Annotated in this window: 20 protein-coding genes; 10 read left to right on the plus strand and 10 right to left on the minus strand. The window is 39.6% G+C overall.

Annotation, left to right across the window (positions count from 1 at the left end; genetic code table 11):
* Positions 1–7: 7 nt before the first annotated feature.
* Complete coding sequence (locus BV902_RS06355; RefSeq protein ID WP_070564708.1) at positions 8–532, minus strand: hypothetical protein; 525 nt, start codon at positions 530–532, stop codon at positions 8–10.
* A gap of 324 nt (positions 533–856) precedes the next feature.
* Between BV902_RS06355 and BV902_RS06360 the strand changes: the two genes are divergently transcribed.
* Complete coding sequence (locus BV902_RS06360; protein ID WP_070564711.1) at positions 857–1,096, plus strand: hypothetical protein; 240 nt, start codon at positions 857–859, stop codon at positions 1,094–1,096.
* Positions 1,074–1,370 carry a hypothetical protein gene (locus BV902_RS06365; protein ID WP_070564714.1) on the plus strand — a complete coding sequence of 99 codons (297 nt, stop codon included), beginning with the start codon at positions 1,074–1,076 and terminating at the stop codon, positions 1,368–1,370. Before BV902_RS06360 ends, BV902_RS06365 begins: the two co-directional genes overlap by 23 nt.
* 36 nt (positions 1,371–1,406) lie before the next feature.
* On the opposite strand, the gene BV902_RS06370 is transcribed toward BV902_RS06365, so the two are convergent.
* Positions 1,407–1,772 carry a response regulator transcription factor gene (locus BV902_RS06370; RefSeq protein WP_075991208.1) on the minus strand — a complete coding sequence of 122 codons (366 nt, stop codon included), beginning with the start codon at positions 1,770–1,772 and terminating at the stop codon, positions 1,407–1,409.
* Between the two features lie 489 nt (positions 1,773–2,261).
* Between BV902_RS06370 and BV902_RS27995 the strand changes: the two genes are divergently transcribed.
* Together BV902_RS27995 and BV902_RS28000 are read left to right on the plus strand one after the other, a co-directional pair.
* Positions 2,262–3,278: an HAD-IC family P-type ATPase gene (locus tag BV902_RS27995; protein WP_237241990.1), complete on the plus strand. Its 1,017-nt coding sequence runs from the start codon at positions 2,262–2,264 to the stop codon at positions 3,276–3,278.
* 20 nt (positions 3,279–3,298) lie between these two features.
* Positions 3,299–4,774, plus strand: coding sequence for a cation-translocating P-type ATPase (locus BV902_RS28000; protein ID WP_237241992.1), 1,476 nt, complete (start codon positions 3,299–3,301; stop codon positions 4,772–4,774).
* 61 nt (positions 4,775–4,835) lie between these two features.
* Here the strand turns inward: BV902_RS28000 and BV902_RS06380 are convergent, their stop codons facing one another.
* Genes BV902_RS06380 through BV902_RS06395 form a run of 4 tightly spaced genes read right to left on the minus strand, consistent with a single transcriptional unit; the run spans position 4,836 to position 8,033 of the window.
* Entirely contained in the window at positions 4,836–5,774 is a 939-nt protein-coding gene (locus BV902_RS06380) for a glycerophosphodiester phosphodiesterase family protein (RefSeq protein ID WP_075991209.1), read from the minus strand.
* Between the two features lie 3 nt (positions 5,775–5,777).
* On the minus strand, positions 5,778–6,293 hold the full coding sequence (locus BV902_RS06385) for a shikimate kinase (RefSeq protein WP_075991210.1): 516 nt from the start codon (positions 6,291–6,293) through the stop codon (positions 5,778–5,780).
* A 5-nt stretch (positions 6,294–6,298) separates the two neighbouring features.
* Complete coding sequence (locus tag BV902_RS06390) at positions 6,299–7,483, minus strand: BT_3928 family protein (protein WP_075991211.1); 1,185 nt, start codon at positions 7,481–7,483, stop codon at positions 6,299–6,301.
* A 7-nt stretch (positions 7,484–7,490) separates the two neighbouring features.
* Positions 7,491–8,033, minus strand: a complete 543-nt coding sequence (locus tag BV902_RS06395; RefSeq protein ID WP_075994647.1) for a DUF1599 domain-containing protein — start codon at positions 8,031–8,033, stop codon at positions 7,491–7,493.
* A gap of 305 nt (positions 8,034–8,338) precedes the next feature.
* Between BV902_RS06395 and BV902_RS06400 the strand changes: the two genes are divergently transcribed.
* From BV902_RS06400 to cysM, 4 genes are all read left to right on the plus strand, one after another.
* Entirely contained in the window at positions 8,339–9,136 is a 798-nt protein-coding gene (locus BV902_RS06400) for a HipA family kinase (RefSeq protein WP_075991212.1), read from the plus strand.
* A complete protein-coding gene (locus BV902_RS06405; RefSeq protein ID WP_075991213.1) occupies positions 9,114–9,497 on the plus strand; it encodes a DUF3037 domain-containing protein in 384 nt (127 codons plus the stop codon). The genes BV902_RS06400 and BV902_RS06405 overlap by 23 nt, the downstream gene beginning before the upstream one ends.
* 121 nt (positions 9,498–9,618) lie before the next feature.
* Positions 9,619–10,428 carry a serine O-acetyltransferase gene (locus BV902_RS06410; protein WP_075991214.1) on the plus strand — a complete coding sequence of 270 codons (810 nt, stop codon included), beginning with the start codon at positions 9,619–9,621 and terminating at the stop codon, positions 10,426–10,428.
* Between the two features lie 5 nt (positions 10,429–10,433).
* Positions 10,434–11,306, plus strand: coding sequence for a cysteine synthase CysM (cysM, locus tag BV902_RS06415; RefSeq protein WP_075991215.1), 873 nt, complete (start codon positions 10,434–10,436; stop codon positions 11,304–11,306).
* Positions 11,307–11,382: 76 nt separating this feature from the next.
* Here the strand turns inward: cysM and BV902_RS06420 are convergent, their stop codons facing one another.
* The gene (locus tag BV902_RS06420; RefSeq protein ID WP_075991216.1) at positions 11,383–11,742 is read right to left on the minus strand and encodes a bleomycin resistance protein; all 360 of its coding nucleotides are present in this window, start codon (positions 11,740–11,742) and stop codon (positions 11,383–11,385) included.
* A 245-nt stretch (positions 11,743–11,987) separates the two neighbouring features.
* Between BV902_RS06420 and BV902_RS06425 the strand changes: the two genes are divergently transcribed.
* Positions 11,988–12,962 carry a YeiH family protein gene (locus tag BV902_RS06425; protein WP_075991217.1) on the plus strand — a complete coding sequence of 325 codons (975 nt, stop codon included), beginning with the start codon at positions 11,988–11,990 and terminating at the stop codon, positions 12,960–12,962.
* On the opposite strand, the gene BV902_RS06430 is transcribed toward BV902_RS06425, so the two are convergent.
* The 3 genes from BV902_RS06430 to BV902_RS06440 all read right to left on the minus strand — a co-directional run bounded on the left by BV902_RS06430 (position 12,959) and on the right by BV902_RS06440 (position 14,523).
* Positions 12,959–13,423 carry a GNAT family N-acetyltransferase gene (locus tag BV902_RS06430; protein ID WP_075991218.1) on the minus strand — a complete coding sequence of 155 codons (465 nt, stop codon included), beginning with the start codon at positions 13,421–13,423 and terminating at the stop codon, positions 12,959–12,961. The genes BV902_RS06425 and BV902_RS06430 overlap by 4 nt on opposite strands.
* A 40-nt stretch (positions 13,424–13,463) precedes the next feature.
* Entirely contained in the window at positions 13,464–13,922 is a 459-nt protein-coding gene (locus tag BV902_RS06435; RefSeq protein WP_075991219.1) for a MaoC family dehydratase, read from the minus strand.
* Between the two features lie 169 nt (positions 13,923–14,091).
* Positions 14,092–14,523: an SRPBCC domain-containing protein gene (locus BV902_RS06440; protein WP_075991220.1), complete on the minus strand. Its 432-nt coding sequence runs from the start codon at positions 14,521–14,523 to the stop codon at positions 14,092–14,094.
* 178 nt (positions 14,524–14,701) lie between these two features.
* On the opposite strand from BV902_RS06440, the gene BV902_RS06445 reads away from it, so the two are divergent.
* Entirely contained in the window at positions 14,702–15,508 is an 807-nt protein-coding gene (locus tag BV902_RS06445) for an alpha/beta hydrolase (RefSeq protein ID WP_075991221.1), read from the plus strand.
* Positions 15,509–15,646 lie beyond the last annotated feature (138 nt).

The following is a 15,646-nucleotide window of genomic DNA, read 5'->3' on the forward strand; positions in this document are numbered from 1 at the left end:
CGTTATGCTATTTCAAAACGAATTTAAATCCTAAAGAAAAACGCGATGGCTCGAAATTAGAACCATGAGAAAGATTCCACCAAGGTTTCCAGTCGAAATGCATGGCCAATGGTGCAGAAGGTATTTTGAACTCTAGACCCAAAGCTGGACGGATCGCAAAATCAGTATGTGTTTTTCCATCTTTCCAATGGTAGTCGTCATACCAGTCGTCGTGCCATTTACCATAATCAATAAATGATACTTGTGGACCAACACCAATGTACCATGAAAGACCTCGAGATCCAGGAATACGTTTGTTGTATGAATAATCTACGCCGATAACAGTAATATTGTCTCCAAATAATACTTGTGCATTTCCAGCGTCATTTCCACCAAAATTGTGTTTTATCTGTGGACCGAATAATGTTTGACCATCGCCGACGTCTATTCCAAGACCAATGGCTGTCCGATAGGGAGTTTGTGCGTTTGCTTGCTGATGAGCAACAAATAGTAGCGTAAAAAGTGTTAGAAAAGGTAGAATTACTTTTTTCATGATAATTTAAAAAAATATAAGTTGTGTGTTTCCGATTAGAAAGCTTTCGCTGTTCAAACAAATAGTTTGCCAAAGATTTTTTTGATATTTTGACAAACAATAAATGATTTGTAACTATCTCTTTTTTAGTAGGTTTTTTTATGGATAATCTAAAAAAAAAATCAACCATATATATTAAAGTATTGTTCTTATAATAGAGAGCTGCTTTTTTAAGGTTTAATAGTGCTCAGGCTATTTTTTATTGATGGCTATTATAATTTTAATCGGTGAGGTGTTATTAAATGTTATAAAAAGCAGCATTTAAAATACTACAAAATACAGCAGATGGAGAAACTACAAATTAATACGGAAAGGATCGAAGAATGGATTGCAGCGGGATATGATGTTCTTCAAGATGGAAAATTAATAAAAGTCGAAGGTGATCTGCAGGAATTTCTAAAACAGTTTGCTGATGATACAGCAGATGGAGGACCAAAAACATATCTGTTGAAGGAGCTGCTTACCTGGCCAGAGGAAGATTTAAAAAAAGTAGAAATGGGTTATGGAACAGATGAAAATAGCTGAAGATAAAATTGTACCATTGGATTTTGATTCAGAAGAATTACCTTTTGAAATTCGTGAGCTACGTCCCGTTGTATTTAGAGAAGAAACGTCGTATTGGTGTTTACTGGGGCCCGATCCGCATCAAGGCATTTTCGGAAACGGTGAAACGGCTTTAGATGCTTTAGCCGACTGGCTAGAAAATTTACAGGTACGTTTAAAAACTGGGGACGAAAATGATGAAGTAGCGAATTATGCTCGGGAAAGTCTTCGGGCATCGAATCGTGATGTCTGGTAATATTCCGTAGTTATATTAAAAGTCTCCCCATACAGATTAATTACGATTGTTAATCGTCAGTCGTTTGACCCGCAACAGGAGTTCTTCTGGGCTAAACGGTTTCACCATAAAATCTGAAGCGCCAAGGTCAAAAGCTTCAATGACGACTTCCTCTTGTCCCATGTTGGAAAGTACAATAACCGGGATTTTTTTCTCGAGCTTTTTTATGGAAGAAAGGACTTCTATCCCCGAAGCAAATGGCATCATAATGTCGGTAATGATCAGATCGAGATCCATTGTATTGAGCTTTTCAATTGCATCTTTTCCATTGTTGGTAGTGATAACCTCGTGACCTGCCTTGATCAGTTTGTATTGAACTGTCCGTAATATCAATTCATTATCTTCTGCAATTAAGATGACCATCTTGTTTTTATTATTAATATACTATTATGGAGGCCACAGCAAGTTTAGATGCTATTCCATATCTAACGATAGGTAAGGAAATATTTTTACAATATATGTTTAGTTTCCAGCTTCTATTTGTGTTATACATGATCTGAAAACATAGGTAGCAAAGAAGGACTTCAATCGCAAGAAGCTGTCTTGGCATTACTGGAAAAATGATCGTAAAATTGCTTTTGGCTAATATGAAATTCAAAGTCCCCAAATGAATTTCTGCGCAAATATATCATTGTAATAGAAATATGCAATAAAAGAAAAGTATTAGCAGGTAAATTTTATGCTAATATGTTGCTGATAAGTCATGTAGCCTTTCTTTTTTACAAAAAGTAAAAGCTGTAAATAAAAGATTGTAACATGATGTTACATGTGAAGGAGATGATCGTCGACAGATGATTTAACTCCTGGATACAAGAATTATTCATTATATTTAGGTAACCTAGTTCATTCGATATGTCATATAATATTCCCGATAATCTGAAGGGTCTTTCCACAACCGAGGTTAATGCCTCTCGCGCTAAATATGGTTGGAATCAATTGAGCGATAATCACAAGAGTACCTGGTTTGAACTGCTTGTGGATATTTTGAAGGAGCCTATGCTGATTCTGTTGATTATCATCTCGATTATTTATGTTTTTGTGGGGAATTACGGAGAGGCTGTATTTATGTTTGTCGCTATTGTTGCTGTTACGGCTATTTCTTTTTATCAGGATAATCGTAGCAAAAAAGCCCTGGAGGAATTGGAAAAGCTGAATGAACCATTAAGCACCGTGATTCGAAATGGGAAGGTTAGTGAAATTCCAACACATGAGATTGTTGTGGGGGATCTCTGTATTACAGAGGAAGGTCGAATTATAAACGCTGATGGTCGTATTCTACATAGTAACGATTTTTCTGTCAATGAATCTTCGTTGACGGGGGAGAGTTTTTCCGTCTTTAAGGACAGTAAATCTGAAGATAATCTGGTCTACGGCGGGACGGTTACGGTCTCAGGCCTGGCTGTGTTTGAAGTTACTGAAATCGGTAAAGAGACCCGTGTTGGGAAAATAGGTGAATCGATCAAAAATATCAAGGAAGAAATTTCACCGTTGCAGGTGCAAATCCAAAAGTTTGTAAAGGCAATGGCCATTGTCGGTATCCTAATTTTTTTAATCGTATGTCTATACAGTTTTATTGACAGTGGTAATTTAGTGGCGAGCTTGCTCAATGGACTTACTTTGGCCATGTCTGTATTGCCGGAAGAGATTCCTGTTGCGTTTACAACTTTTATGGCGCTTGGTGCATGGAAACTCATGCGGGAGGGGATTATAATCAAAAGAAGCAGTATTGTTGAAACTTTGGGTAGTACAACGGTGATTTGCACAGATAAGACCGGGACCATTACAGAGAATTCCATGCAATTGAAATACCTCTATAATTATGCTACGGATTCATCTTATGATCAGGAAAGGTTTGATGAATCGATTTAAGCGAGCTTATCGATTATGCGATGTGGAGCAGTGAGCCTGTGCCTTTTGACCCCATGGAAATTACGTTGCATAAAATATATGAAAAAACGCAAAAACAGGACCTCAGAAAGGAATATGCATTATTTCATGAATATCCTTTAGATGGTAAACCGCCGATGATGACCCATCTTTTCGAAAATACAGGAAAAGATCGCATTATTGCTGCCAAAGGGGCGCCGGAGGCTATACTTAGCGTATCCAAGCTGCCCGATAGTGAGAAAGATAAAATTAGGGCTATTGTTAAATCCTATGGAGAGCAGGGCTTTCGTCTATTGGGTGTGGGGAAAGCGAAATTCGAAGGCAATAATTTCCCCGCGAAGCAACAGGATTTTGAGTTCCAATTTTTAGGGTTGACCGTATTTTATGATCCCCCCAAAAAAGGTATCCAGGAAGTGTTCCAAGATATTTATGATGCCGGGATTAAAGTCAAAGTAATTACTGGCGACAATGCCGATACGACTAAAGCAATAGCGGCTCAGGCCGGAATTCGTATTTTGTCTCCACCGATCAATGGCAGTGAAATAGTCAATAGGTCCGGGGATGAAATTATGTCGATAGCGGAGCAAACAACTTTATTTACCAGAATGTTTCCGGATGCTAAATTGGCTATTGTAAATGCCCTTAAAAAGAAAGGTGAGGTTGTGGCGATGCTTGGCGATGGAGTAAACGATGGCCCAGCATTAAAAGCGGCCCATATCGGCGTTGCTATGGGCAATAAAGGTACTGAAATAGCAAAATCAGCCGCGGCGTTAATTATCACAAATGACGATCTACAAAAGTTAATCATTGGTATAGCAGCCGGAAGAAGGATTTACGCAAACATCAAGAAGGCGGTTCAATACATCATTTCTATTCATATCCCCATTATTTTGACCGTATCACTACCTTTGTTTTTAGGCTGGGTATTTCCGCAGATTTTTAGCCCTGTGCATGTGATCTTCCTCGAATTGGTCATGGGGCCCACCTGCTCGATTGTATATGAAAATGAACCTATTGAAAAGGATACGATGAAACGACCTCCTAGAGCTATGGGCGACACTTTTTTGAGTATAAATGAGCTCGGAATAAGCATTGTTCAAGGCCTGATAATCACTATAGGAATTCTATTTGTTTATCAGTTTACTGTTCAGCAGGGGGGAACAGAGGAAAAAACGAGGGCTATGGTTTTCGCCACTTTAATCTTTGCCAATGTTTTGCTGAGTTATGCTAACCGATCTTTCCACTATAGTATCCTTGAAAGTTTTAAAAACCGAAACTTGCTGCTCGTGGGTATTTCGATCGCTGTGCTTCTATTTTTAGCCGTGATATTATATGTCGCTCCGGTCGCCCAATTTTTTACTGTAGCAGCCCTGAGCGGATATGAATTGGGGATAGCGCTCTCCGTGGCTGCAGCATCCGTGTTATGGTTTGAGGTCTATAAATTGATCGGGAGAATTGTACGTGCTAAAAAAGATTGAAGGGATATATCGAGATAATCCAAGTATTAAACGAATAGAATTAGGCGCAAGTCCAGGAATCTTACTGAATAAATTTCGAAGTAATTCCTCTTTTCTTGATGTAGAAATTCAGCGCTCGCCCTGCCTCTGTAGGTCGATCTGTACTTAATATATCTGCACCGCGATCAATAAATCCGGCATAAACTTGAAAGCCTTTTTTGTCGGCCTGTCTGTCTAAGTTTCCCAGTGTACCCAATATGCACATGATTCCATGGTCATGTAGTACTTTGGTTAATGCTGGGTCTGCTTCACGTGTTCCGACGAAGGCTAACAAGCGATTGTCGGGGATATCTTTTTCATTTAGACGAGCAAGGTCATCCAGGTTATTGACCGAGGCCGAAATCATGATGTCGCTAGCCAGACTGTGCACTTTGGCCGCCTGGTTGGCACTATACGTGATGATGACTACGCTAGATTCTGCCCTTTGTTTGCGAATAGCATTGATAACGGCTTCATAAGGGACATCATTTTTAATGTCTAAGGTGAAGATTACCTTTCCTTTTCCCCAAGAAAGTGCTTCTTCGAGCGTGGGGATCCTATATGGCGTTATCTTTTTGTTATTGTCCAATAGACGAAGCTTTTTGAGCTCAGTTAAACTGCTGGCGTTCACAGGCCCTCTGCCGGTGGTTGTTCGGTTTAACGTATTGTCATGCATTAATATCAGCGCTGAGTCTTTACTGATGCGAACATCACATTCAACAAGGACTGGCTGCAAGCTCGCATTATAGGAAAATGTTTCGATTGCATTTTCGGGGTATCCAGATGCGGGGCCACCACGATGCAAACTGACCAATGGATAACGATTATCATCATAGGTCAAAAACTGATATAATTCCTCCACATTTTGGAGCTGTATACGTTTACCCACTGGCAAGCCATCCGTATTGGCTCCGTTACGAAAGCAACTGCTTACGATAAAGCAGATCAATAAAAGGAAGTAGTGGCGTATACGTATATTCATTGTCTATCTATTGTGCTGATTAATCAGATCGGCTAGTGCCTCGACACTGGTATTTAATTGGTCGATTGTCAGATGCGCCTGCGTATAATAAGGTTCTCTTTCGCTCAACTTCTCTTCGATAAATAGCCGTAGTTCCTCAGGTGATTTTCCGATTAGAATGGGCCTTTTGTGTAGTTTAGATTGAGAAAGACGGTCAAAAAGTGCTTTGGGTGACATCTGTAAATAGACGGCATATCCATTCGCCCTGATCCATTCCATGTTGTCAAAGAAACAGGGGGCACCACCACCGGTAGATATGACGGCAGCATTCTCAGAAAATTTACGCAATTGCTCGCGTTCTAATGCCCGGAATGCGTCTTCACCATGTTGACTAAAATATTCGGTAATGCTCATGCCAATTTGTTTTACGATCTCCTCATCTGTGTCGATAAAAGGGAGTTCGAGTTTAGTGGCAAGTTTCTTACCCAGGGTAGTTTTTCCACTTCCCATATAACCAATCAAAAATATAGGTTTAGGCATAGGTACTATTTGTCTTTACTTAGAAATTTATCTTCAATGGTTTTGGCATCCGGAAAGTTATTATAGTGCCATTTTCCGACGACGTTGCCTCCTTTTAGGAGCAGTACACCAGGATTTGCCCTGACCATGCTTTTTAGAGGAATGAGATCGGCATAGAATATCTCCGCAATTAATTGCATTTTATCACTCAGATATTGGGCGTCTTTGGATGCCGAAGCAGTCAATAGCACAACACGAAGCCCATTATAATCTTTTGTTAATTGGATGGCGGCCTGATTGATCTTTTGGATAGCATCAATATTGGTCGAAGAAAGATCCTTTGCAACGATAACAAGATTGTAATACGGATTAGCAATGATTTCTTGCGTATGGTCCGCTCCGTCAGCATCCGTAATCAAGAGATCAGGAATAGGAATATCATATCCCTTTTTGACCAATTTACTCTCAGGTTCACCTATAATTTCCCACGATTCATCTTCCCATAGCTTGTCAGCCATATAGACCTTGTCATTGACCTTTTTTGTTTCACCCGTCTTTTTGTTTTTCATGGTATAGATTTGCTCAAACAAATCGCCTTGTTTGCCTTCAGGGAGCACCATTAATGAAGGTAAGTTGTTGCCAACTTTGTAGGGTAAGAAATCAATAAACGGGAGGTAGTTTACGGTATAGATACCAATACCTAAAGAGATAATCGCTGTAATCACAGTAGCAACGAATTGATTGCCTGATCCTTTGATAATTGATCGTAATTGCTTTCGGTTAAAAAATATAATAAGGATCAACGCCAAGAGCACCAGATCTTTAGAAAATGATTGCCAAGGAGTAAGTGGGATGGCATCCCCAAAACAGCCACAAGAGGTCACAACCTCAAAAAATGCCGAATAGAAGGTTAGAAAAGTGAAAAATAGAATCAGTAGTAGCAGGCCCCAGGCAACGGTATTCGCATAGACCCCCAATAATAACAGTGCTCCTAACAAAATTTCAAAACCACAGATTACTACAGCGATGGCAGTAGCGTATTCATTAAAAGCTGTGAGATGAAAGACCTCAAAGTATTCCTGAAGCTTATAGCCAAACCCTGTCGGGTCATTTGCTTTAATAAAACCTGAGAATATGAAAAGAAGTCCCGTAAAAATCCGGCAAAATCCTAAAAGATAATTTGTTTTGGTACGCTGCTGTGTAGCTGTCATAATCCGATTATTGTTGTGCGATTCCTAATTTAATTAATGCAAAAACTGCGTAATTGAGCATATCCTGATAGTTGGCATGGATGCCTTCAGAGACCAGGGTTTGTCCATCGTTATCTTCAATTTGTTTGACGCGATGTATTTTCATTAAGATCAGATCTGTCATGGAAGAAACACGCATATCGCGCCATGCCTCACCGTAATCGTGGTTTTTGGCAAGCATGAGATCTCTGGTCTCGGTAACCTTTTCTGTATATTTCTGATTCACAAAGGTTGGATCCAAATTTTCTTCACCATCTTCACCTAAATCAGTCTGAATCATGGCCATGACACAGTAGTTGATAATACCGATATATTCGTCAACAATTCCTTCGCCCACTTTGGAAACCTTTTTGATTTCTAGCGTGCGTATACGTTGCGCTTTAATGTAAATCTGATCCGTAATGGAAGATAGGCGCATAATCCGCCATGCCGTTCCATAATCTTTTGTTTTTTTAATAAATAAATCCTGACAATGTTTGATAACACTGTTATATTCCTGAATGGTATCCATATCGTTGATTGAAGAAACTTGATGAGACAAGTTGTGATTACACCACAAATATAATTAGAAAATAATACTTCCAACGGTCAAATGAATGTACAATTTGTGCTTTATTGCTAAAATATAAACAATAATTTTGGATATTACCACAATTAAAAGTTCGCAGGGGCTAGGGGCAACAGCATCGTGCAAGTGCATGGCGTGAATTTCTCGTTTCCTATATCCCCAAACGTTTAAATATCGGTAACTTTAGATAAGTTTGATCAGTTTGCAAGGTGTCTTGCCAACTTTGAAGATAGTAAAAATATAAATTCATGGATTTTCAACAACCTGTTATTAGAGAAGTAGAGATCATCCGGTATGTTCAGCCATTTCGGGAAGGAGGGTCTTTACCCGCATTAGTCGATGCCGATGATGGCTTTAGTTATGTTATAAAATTTAGAGGGGCAGGTCAGGGACGAAAAGCATTGATTGCGGAATTGATCGGTGGAGAGCTGGCGAGATTGCTCAAATTAAGAGTTCCCGAAATTGTATTTGCGGAGTTGAACGAATCCTTTGGCCGTACAGAACCCGATGAAGAAATTCAGGATCTGCTCAAATTTAGTGTGGGCAAAAATCTGGGACTTCATTTTCTGAGTGGAGCAATCACATTTGACGCGAATGTCGATGCTATCGGCGCGGAGGAAGCATCGAAAATTGTTTGGTTAGATTCACTCTTGATGAATGTAGACCGTACTGTGCGGAATACAAATATGCTGATATGGCATAAAGAACTTTGGTTGATAGATCACGGCGCTTCCTTATATTTTCATCACAGTTGGGATAATTGGGAAGAACAATCCCTAAAACCATTTGTTCAGATTAAAGATCACGTACTGCTCAAAAATGCAAGTATGGTGGAGAAAATAGATCAGGAATACCGTTCCGTTTTTACGGAGGCGGTATTTCGCGGAATATTGGCGGTGGTACCCGATGAATGGCTGGAAGATGCCGAACGTGAGCTCTCTGCAGCCGATGCGCGCGAAGTGTATGTTTCTTTCCTGAAACGGCGTGTAGCCAATTCATCCATTTTTGTAAAACAAATAGAAGATGCCAGAAAAGACCGTATATGAGTATGCTGTGGTACGTTTGATACCACGGGTGGAGCGAGAGGAATTTATCAATGTAGGCGTAGCTCTTTATTGTCGTAAGTATCGTTTTGCGAAGATGGTTTATCTTGTTAATGAACAGAAGGTACGGTCGCTTTGTCCGGATATTGAATTGGAATTGATCGAAAATCATCTTTCATCTTTCCAACGAATCTGCCACGGCGAAAAAGATGCCGGCAAACTTGCTGCACTGGATATCACCGAACGCTTTCGATGGCTGACCGCAAAGCGGAGTACCCTGATTCAATGTTCGGCATCACATCCCGGATTATGTGAGGACCCCGAAGCAACATTGAAGGAGCTGTTTGAGCGTCTGGTTCTGTAAATTAAAAGATGTGCACCCTTGATCATGGGACAATACGTGATGGTCAAAGGGGCTAAGTTTTGATAATAAGGCTTAATCTATCAATATTGTATAGTATATTTGTTTTAATAAACTAGTGAAGATGCATGATTTTTATCAACATATCTATGAACAGCAACTGGCTGTTCTAGAAATGCCTTCTAACAAGAAGATCTGCGGCTGGGCTATCCGAATTGTGGATGTGCTCTTTCCCGAACGAAATTCTAGCGAGATGAAATCGGTCGATGATGTGAAGCTCGCTTTTGAACAATTTGAATTAGAACTGGAGCAACTCCTGAGCAAATCCAAAGCTTGTCAAAGCTGCAATCACTCAGAAGTAGCGCACAAGTTTTTTGAACGGATTCCACAGCTTTATGAATTGATGTGCTGGGATGCAGACGCATTGATGGATGGGGATCCAGCAGCACAGAATAAAAGAGAAGTCGTACGTACTTATCCCGGTTTCTTTGCCATCTGTATCTTCCGAATGGCCAATGAACTGCATCGCTTGGGTGTTCCTTTGATACCGCGCATATTGACGGAACATGCCCATTCTAAAACAGGTATTGATATCCATCCCGGAGCAACGATAGGCCATCATCTGCATATTGATCATGGCACCGGATTAGTCATCGGTGAAACCTGCACCATTGGTAATTACGTGAAGCTTTATCAGGGTGTAACCTTGGGCGCGCTGAGTGTTGATAAGGTGTTTTCCAATGTAAAACGCCACCCGACAATCGGTGATCATGTCATTATCTATTCAGGGGCCACCATCCTCGGCGGTGAAACACACATCGGCCATCATTCGGTCATTGGCGGGAATGTTTGGTTGACAAGTTCTGTAGAGCCTTATACCACCGTATATCATCAGGCCACATCAAAATTTATAGATTCGAAACCAATAATATAGATACCATGGGAAATATCATAGATACCATAGGAAATACGCCTTTAGTCGAGATAACACAATTTCATATAAATCCCAAGGTGCGGATATTTGCGAAAATGGAGGGGAATAATCCTGCTGGTTCGGTGAAAGATCGTGCGGCACTAAATATGATCCGCTCGGCGATGGAGCGCGGTGACATTACAAAAGATAGCAAATTGATTGAGGCAACGAGTGGAAATACCGGAATCGCACTGGCTATGATTGCAGGTATATATGGACTTAACCTTGAGCTTGTGATGCCGGCTTCTTCAACACGGGAGCGAACACTTACGATGGAGGCTTATGGCGCTAAAGTCACCTTATTGGAATCCATGGAAATATGCCGCGATTATGCAGAAGAAAAGGCCGAAAAAGAAGGTTATTTTATATTGAATCAATTTGCAAATCCGGATAATTACGAAGCACATATCAAGACAACGGGACCTGAAATCTGGCGTGATACAGACGGAAAGATTACACATTTTGTAAGCGCTATGGGTACTACAGGTACAATTATGGGAAACTCCATCTATCTGAAGGAGAAAAATGCAGCTATTCAGATTGTAGGTTGCCAGCCTACTCCGGAATCCTCGATACCAGGTATACGGCGTTGGCCCGAAGCATATCTGCCCAAGATTTTTGATCCGAGCAGGGTAGATCGTGTCATCGATATATCCCAACAGGAAGCAACCGAGTTTGCGCGGGAGCTTGTCAAGCGCGAAGGTGTTTTTGCCGGAATGAGTACCGGTGGAGCTTTTGCCGGAGCACTTAAAATTGCAAATGAAATCGAAGCAGGCCTTATTGTCTTTATTGCCTGTGACCGAGGTGATCGTTATTTGAGTTCAGACCTTTTTGGCTAAGAACCCATACGAACAATACCAAGCCCACTACGGATCTTCGCTTATTTTTAGCAATCTTTAGTGGGCTTTTCAATGTCTAAGCATCGGCGCCAAAGGTTAGTAGATTGCTGTCGGGATCTAAAATCGAAAACTCACGCTGACCCCAAGGCTTCATCTCAAGTTTACCATTGGGATGAATCTCAACATTATTTTCTTTAAAAGATTCATACAGACAATCAATATCGTCTGTGCGTATATAAACCATACCATAATTTTCTTCGGGTGGAAGTTCTTGGAATTCAAAAAAATGAATTTCAATATGGTCCTTTTTTAGCATCAGGTAACCGTCGTAATCGACTGGTCCACATAATGAAAATCCAAGTTTATGTAGATAAAAATCCTTTGTGATGGTTTTGTTACGCATGGGCAGTTTGGGATGAATGGCTGTCAGTTTCATCGGTATATAATTATTAAGTCGAGTTTAATCCATATGTTTAGTAACCTATTTGAAATATAATCATTTATCGTAATATTTTAATGTTCTAACAATAAGGATTATTTCATTTTTATAACGTATTTTTTAGCTATTTTGGCTAAAATGTAGTTGTTTGTTATAACCAATTGTTATGACTCATTTATAATTGTGTATTTTAAAATAATTGAGAGTTATTCAATTTTGTGCCAAATCAATGTATCATTGTCATGGACAAAAAAATAAATACGACAATTCGTTATAAGCAGCTACTCAATCGAAAGGTCTCCGTTCGGGAAATCATTTTTATGCTCTTATTTGTATTATGTCTTACCCCATTTGTTTCAGCTCCGCTTGCCTTACTTTTGGGTATTATTGTGGCACAATGGATCGGTCATCCCTTCCTGGCAGTCAACCACAGGGCAACACAGATTTTGTTACAGATTTCTGTCGTTGGACTTGGCTTTGGAATGAATATCGATACGGCTATCCAAACGGGTAAGCAAGGGTTTGTGTTAACCGTTATTTCTATTCTCGGAACATTATCATTGGGCTATCTATTGGGTAGGTTACTCAAGTTGGAAAAGGTAACCGCTTATTTGATTTCTGTCGGCACTGCCATTTGTGGTGGAAGTGCTATTGCGGCGGTTTCACCGACGATAAAAGCCAACGAGAAGCAAGTAAGTGTGGCGCTAGGGACCATATTTGTACTGAATGCCATTGCTTTATTTATATTTCCTGTTGTCGGTCATCTGCTTGATCTCAGCCAGACGCAATTTGGTTTATGGTGTGCGGTTGCTATACAGGATACCAGTTCTGTCGTTGGTGCAGCAAGTAAGTATGGTAATGAAGCACTACAGGTCGCGACAACCGTAAAATTAACTAGAGCTTTATGGATTATTCCGATCGCCTGTTTAAGTGCTGTAGCATTCAAGACCAAAGGGACGAGCATTAAAATACCATATTTTATTGGTCTATTTGTATTGGCGGTTATCTTAACAAGTTATATCCCTTTTTTTCAGCATATAGGAGACTATGTCGTTCCCATTTCAAAGATGGGGCTTACCTTAACTTTGTTTTTAATTGGAGCAAGTTTGTCTAGGGAGGTTTTGTTGGCAGTAGGTTTTAAAGCAATACTACAAGGAGTAGTGCTGTGGTTGGGATTATCAATACCGGTACTTGTCTATATTTATTTTTGTCTTTAGGCATTTAACGTATACTTCAGCATAATCATATCTTTCAACAGTTGACCATTTTCATAAATAGGCAGCTCATAATTTTCGATGAAAAAATCTTTACGGATAGCGTATTTAACAAAGCCATTTCGTTCATAAAAACGAATTTGAGCCAGACCACAATCTGCGGTACCCACAATCAGGTTCGGGTATTGCTGGTAGTTCTCCTTGATAAAATCAAGCAGTTGACTTCCGAGCCCCATGCCTTGAAACTCTGGTGATACGGCGATGTTTTTAATTTCTAATGTTTCCGTATTGACCGGATATAAACAGAAAACAGCGATAGGTTTTACCGTTTCATAGACAACATAAACCATCGATTCATAGAGGTATTTGTCGATTGCATGAATGGTTTCGTCTGCTAAAAGCAACAAATCATAAGGATAATCCTTATGATTTGTAATAAGTTTTATTTGAAAGCTATTGCGCATGTATAAGAATTCGCCAATGGCCTATAGTCTAATGTTCGAATTAATTGAAATGATATAAAAAGATAACATCACCCACGTAAGCCGGTTTTGCACTGTCTTTGATTTTCAATGTAGCTTCAATGGTAACTTTAATAACCCCTCTTAAATTGACCACTGATTTTACTTGTGTATGTAGCTGTACAGCATTGTCAACCAAAACGGGTTGTGCAAAACGTAGGTTTTCAATCCCATAATTGATTTCCATTTTGACATTTCTTACTTCAGCAATTTGTTTCCATAAATAAGGAATGAGGGACAAGGTCAGATAGCCGTGGGCAATAGTTGATTTGAAAGGACTATCCGTTTTGGCCTTTTCGCTATCTAAATGAATCCATTGGTGGTCTAGTGTTGCATCCGCAAATTGATTAATTTGTTTTTGATCAATAACATGCCATTGGGATTCGCCTAATGATTTTCCTTCAAAGGCTTTGTACTCTTCATAATTGTTAATTATTGTCATATGTAATCTTTTTATCGCGTTTTGTTGGTATCGTTCCCCGCTTTTAATGGAGAAGGGAAGATGAATTAGTGGCTAAATATAACTATACTTTTAAGAATCCTAAGCATATCCTTTATTTAAAAGATGATCGCATGAAAAGACAAGCTAAGTTCGTTCGTCATTAATACGGTTACCCGAGTTGTGTCGTTGCATAAGTGTTTTCAACGTAGGATCTGAAATTTTCGAGTATGGCCTGCCATCCATTACGCTGCATATCAATTGGATTTTCCGTTTCTGCATCAAAAATTATCGTGATATCCGTAGCAGACTTTTTTGCATTGAAGTTGACTTCAACATGACGGCCATCAGGCATAACATAGGCTATTTTTTTAAAGGGTTCAAGTGCGGTATAGCTGCCTTCAAAATCAAAGCCCATAGATCCGTCTTTTGCCTCCATGCGGTTTTTGAACTTTCCGCCAATGCGTAAATCATTGATTGAACTTGTACAGTGCCAATCGTCTGAAGCATGGTTCCATTGCATGATATCCTCGGCTGAGTTATATGCATTCCAGATCGTTTCTACGCGTACGTTGATATGGGTTTCAATCTTTATCTGTTCCATAAAATGTTTGATGTTTTCTAAGTTAATAACAGGAAAATTTGGGTTTTGTTATATCTGTTGTCAGATAATTATCAATATATAATAAAAAGTGTAAAGTTGAAACTTATTTTGGTGCAACCAAAAGGTTTTGATTGAGTTTTGTTAACTTTAAGCTATTTAACACTTAAACACGATTTATATGTCCTCCAAATTGCTTATTATCTTCTTTTTTCTGTTTTCACCGAGTTTGATTTTTGCGCAGCAATATAAAACGACAACCGACGTTGCCTATTGTAAACCCGATGAACCAGATTCTTATAAGAAAGAACGTTGTAAATTGGATATCTATATCCCGACTGATCGTAAAAATTTTGCTACCATCGTATGGTTTCATGGAGGTGGACTAGAGGAGGGAAATAAATTTATTCCACTTGAACTCAAAGAGAAAGGTGTAGCGGTTGTAGCGGTAAATTATCGGCTAAGCCCCAAAGCGAAAGCGCCGAGTTATATTGAAGATGCTGCTGAGGCTGTTGCATGGACATTTTCACATATTGCCAGCTATGGTGGAGATCCCTCAAAAATTTATGTGTCGGGGCATTCTGCAGGTGGATATCTGGCTTTAATGGTTGGTTTGGATAAGCATTACCTTCAAAAATTTGGTGTTGATGCAAATAATATAAAAGGACTGGCGCCGATTAGTGGGCAAACAAATACGCATTATACAATTAAAAAGGAACGTGAGCAATCTATGGTGATCCCCCAGATTGATCAGTTTGCACCACTTTCTTTTGCACGGAAGGATGCGCCGCCAATTCTCCTGATCACTGGCGATCAACAATTGGAAATGGCCGCACGGTTTGAGGAAAACGCACATTTAGCAGCGATCTTAAAACAGGTTGGGCATACCAAAACCTCGTTGTACCAACTGCAGGGTTTTGATCATGGGGGAGTGTATGCACCCGGCTGTCTGTTGATGCTTAACTGGATCAAAAGACTTGAAAAATAGTTTTTATGTGGTCAGACGGAGAATCGGAAATACAGCAAATCAAAATATTATAAACAAAATAAGAAATATTACAATTGTACATTCGTAAATTCTACCGAAATTTACCTCCAAAGTAGCACATCTCTACTTTTCAAATTT

Origin of the sequence: Sphingobacterium sp. B29 (assembly GCF_001952815.1) — a bacterium.
Taxonomy (GTDB): Bacteria; Bacteroidota; Bacteroidia; order Sphingobacteriales; family Sphingobacteriaceae; genus Sphingobacterium; species Sphingobacterium siyangense.

Bases quoted from the DNA above. Each gene is read 5' to 3' on its own strand.
- BV902_RS06355 (WP_070564708.1), bottom strand. From the start codon at position 532: ATGAAAAAAGTAATTCTACCTTTTCTAACACTTTTTACGCTACTATTT.
- BV902_RS06360 (WP_070564711.1), top strand. From the start codon at position 857: ATGGAGAAACTACAAATTAATACGGAAAGGATCGAAGAATGGATTGCA.
- BV902_RS06365 (WP_070564714.1), top strand. From the start codon at position 1,074: ATGGAACAGATGAAAATAGCTGAAGATAAAATTGTACCATTGGATTTT.
- BV902_RS06370 (WP_075991208.1), bottom strand. From the start codon at position 1,772: ATGGTCATCTTAATTGCAGAAGATAATGAATTGATATTACGGACAGTT.
- BV902_RS27995 (WP_237241990.1), top strand. From the start codon at position 2,262: ATGTCATATAATATTCCCGATAATCTGAAGGGTCTTTCCACAACCGAG.
- BV902_RS28000 (WP_237241992.1), top strand. From the start codon at position 3,299: ATGTGGAGCAGTGAGCCTGTGCCTTTTGACCCCATGGAAATTACGTTG.
- BV902_RS06380 (WP_075991209.1), bottom strand. From the start codon at position 5,774: ATGAATATACGTATACGCCACTACTTCCTTTTATTGATCTGCTTTATC.
- BV902_RS06385 (WP_075991210.1), bottom strand. From the start codon at position 6,293: ATGCCTAAACCTATATTTTTGATTGGTTATATGGGAAGTGGAAAAACT.
- BV902_RS06390 (WP_075991211.1), bottom strand. From the start codon at position 7,483: ATGACAGCTACACAGCAGCGTACCAAAACAAATTATCTTTTAGGATTT.
- BV902_RS06395 (WP_075994647.1), bottom strand. From the start codon at position 8,033: ATGGATACCATTCAGGAATATAACAGTGTTATCAAACATTGTCAGGAT.
- BV902_RS06400 (WP_075991212.1), top strand. From the start codon at position 8,339: ATGGATTTTCAACAACCTGTTATTAGAGAAGTAGAGATCATCCGGTAT.
- BV902_RS06405 (WP_075991213.1), top strand. From the start codon at position 9,114: ATGCCAGAAAAGACCGTATATGAGTATGCTGTGGTACGTTTGATACCA.
- BV902_RS06410 (WP_075991214.1), top strand. From the start codon at position 9,619: ATGCATGATTTTTATCAACATATCTATGAACAGCAACTGGCTGTTCTA.
- cysM (WP_075991215.1), top strand. From the start codon at position 10,434: ATGGGAAATATCATAGATACCATAGGAAATACGCCTTTAGTCGAGATA.
- BV902_RS06420 (WP_075991216.1), bottom strand. From the start codon at position 11,742: ATGAAACTGACAGCCATTCATCCCAAACTGCCCATGCGTAACAAAACC.
- BV902_RS06425 (WP_075991217.1), top strand. From the start codon at position 11,988: ATGGACAAAAAAATAAATACGACAATTCGTTATAAGCAGCTACTCAAT.
- BV902_RS06430 (WP_075991218.1), bottom strand. From the start codon at position 13,423: ATGCGCAATAGCTTTCAAATAAAACTTATTACAAATCATAAGGATTAT.
- BV902_RS06435 (WP_075991219.1), bottom strand. From the start codon at position 13,922: ATGACAATAATTAACAATTATGAAGAGTACAAAGCCTTTGAAGGAAAA.
- BV902_RS06440 (WP_075991220.1), bottom strand. From the start codon at position 14,523: ATGGAACAGATAAAGATTGAAACCCATATCAACGTACGCGTAGAAACG.
- BV902_RS06445 (WP_075991221.1), top strand. From the start codon at position 14,702: ATGTCCTCCAAATTGCTTATTATCTTCTTTTTTCTGTTTTCACCGAGT.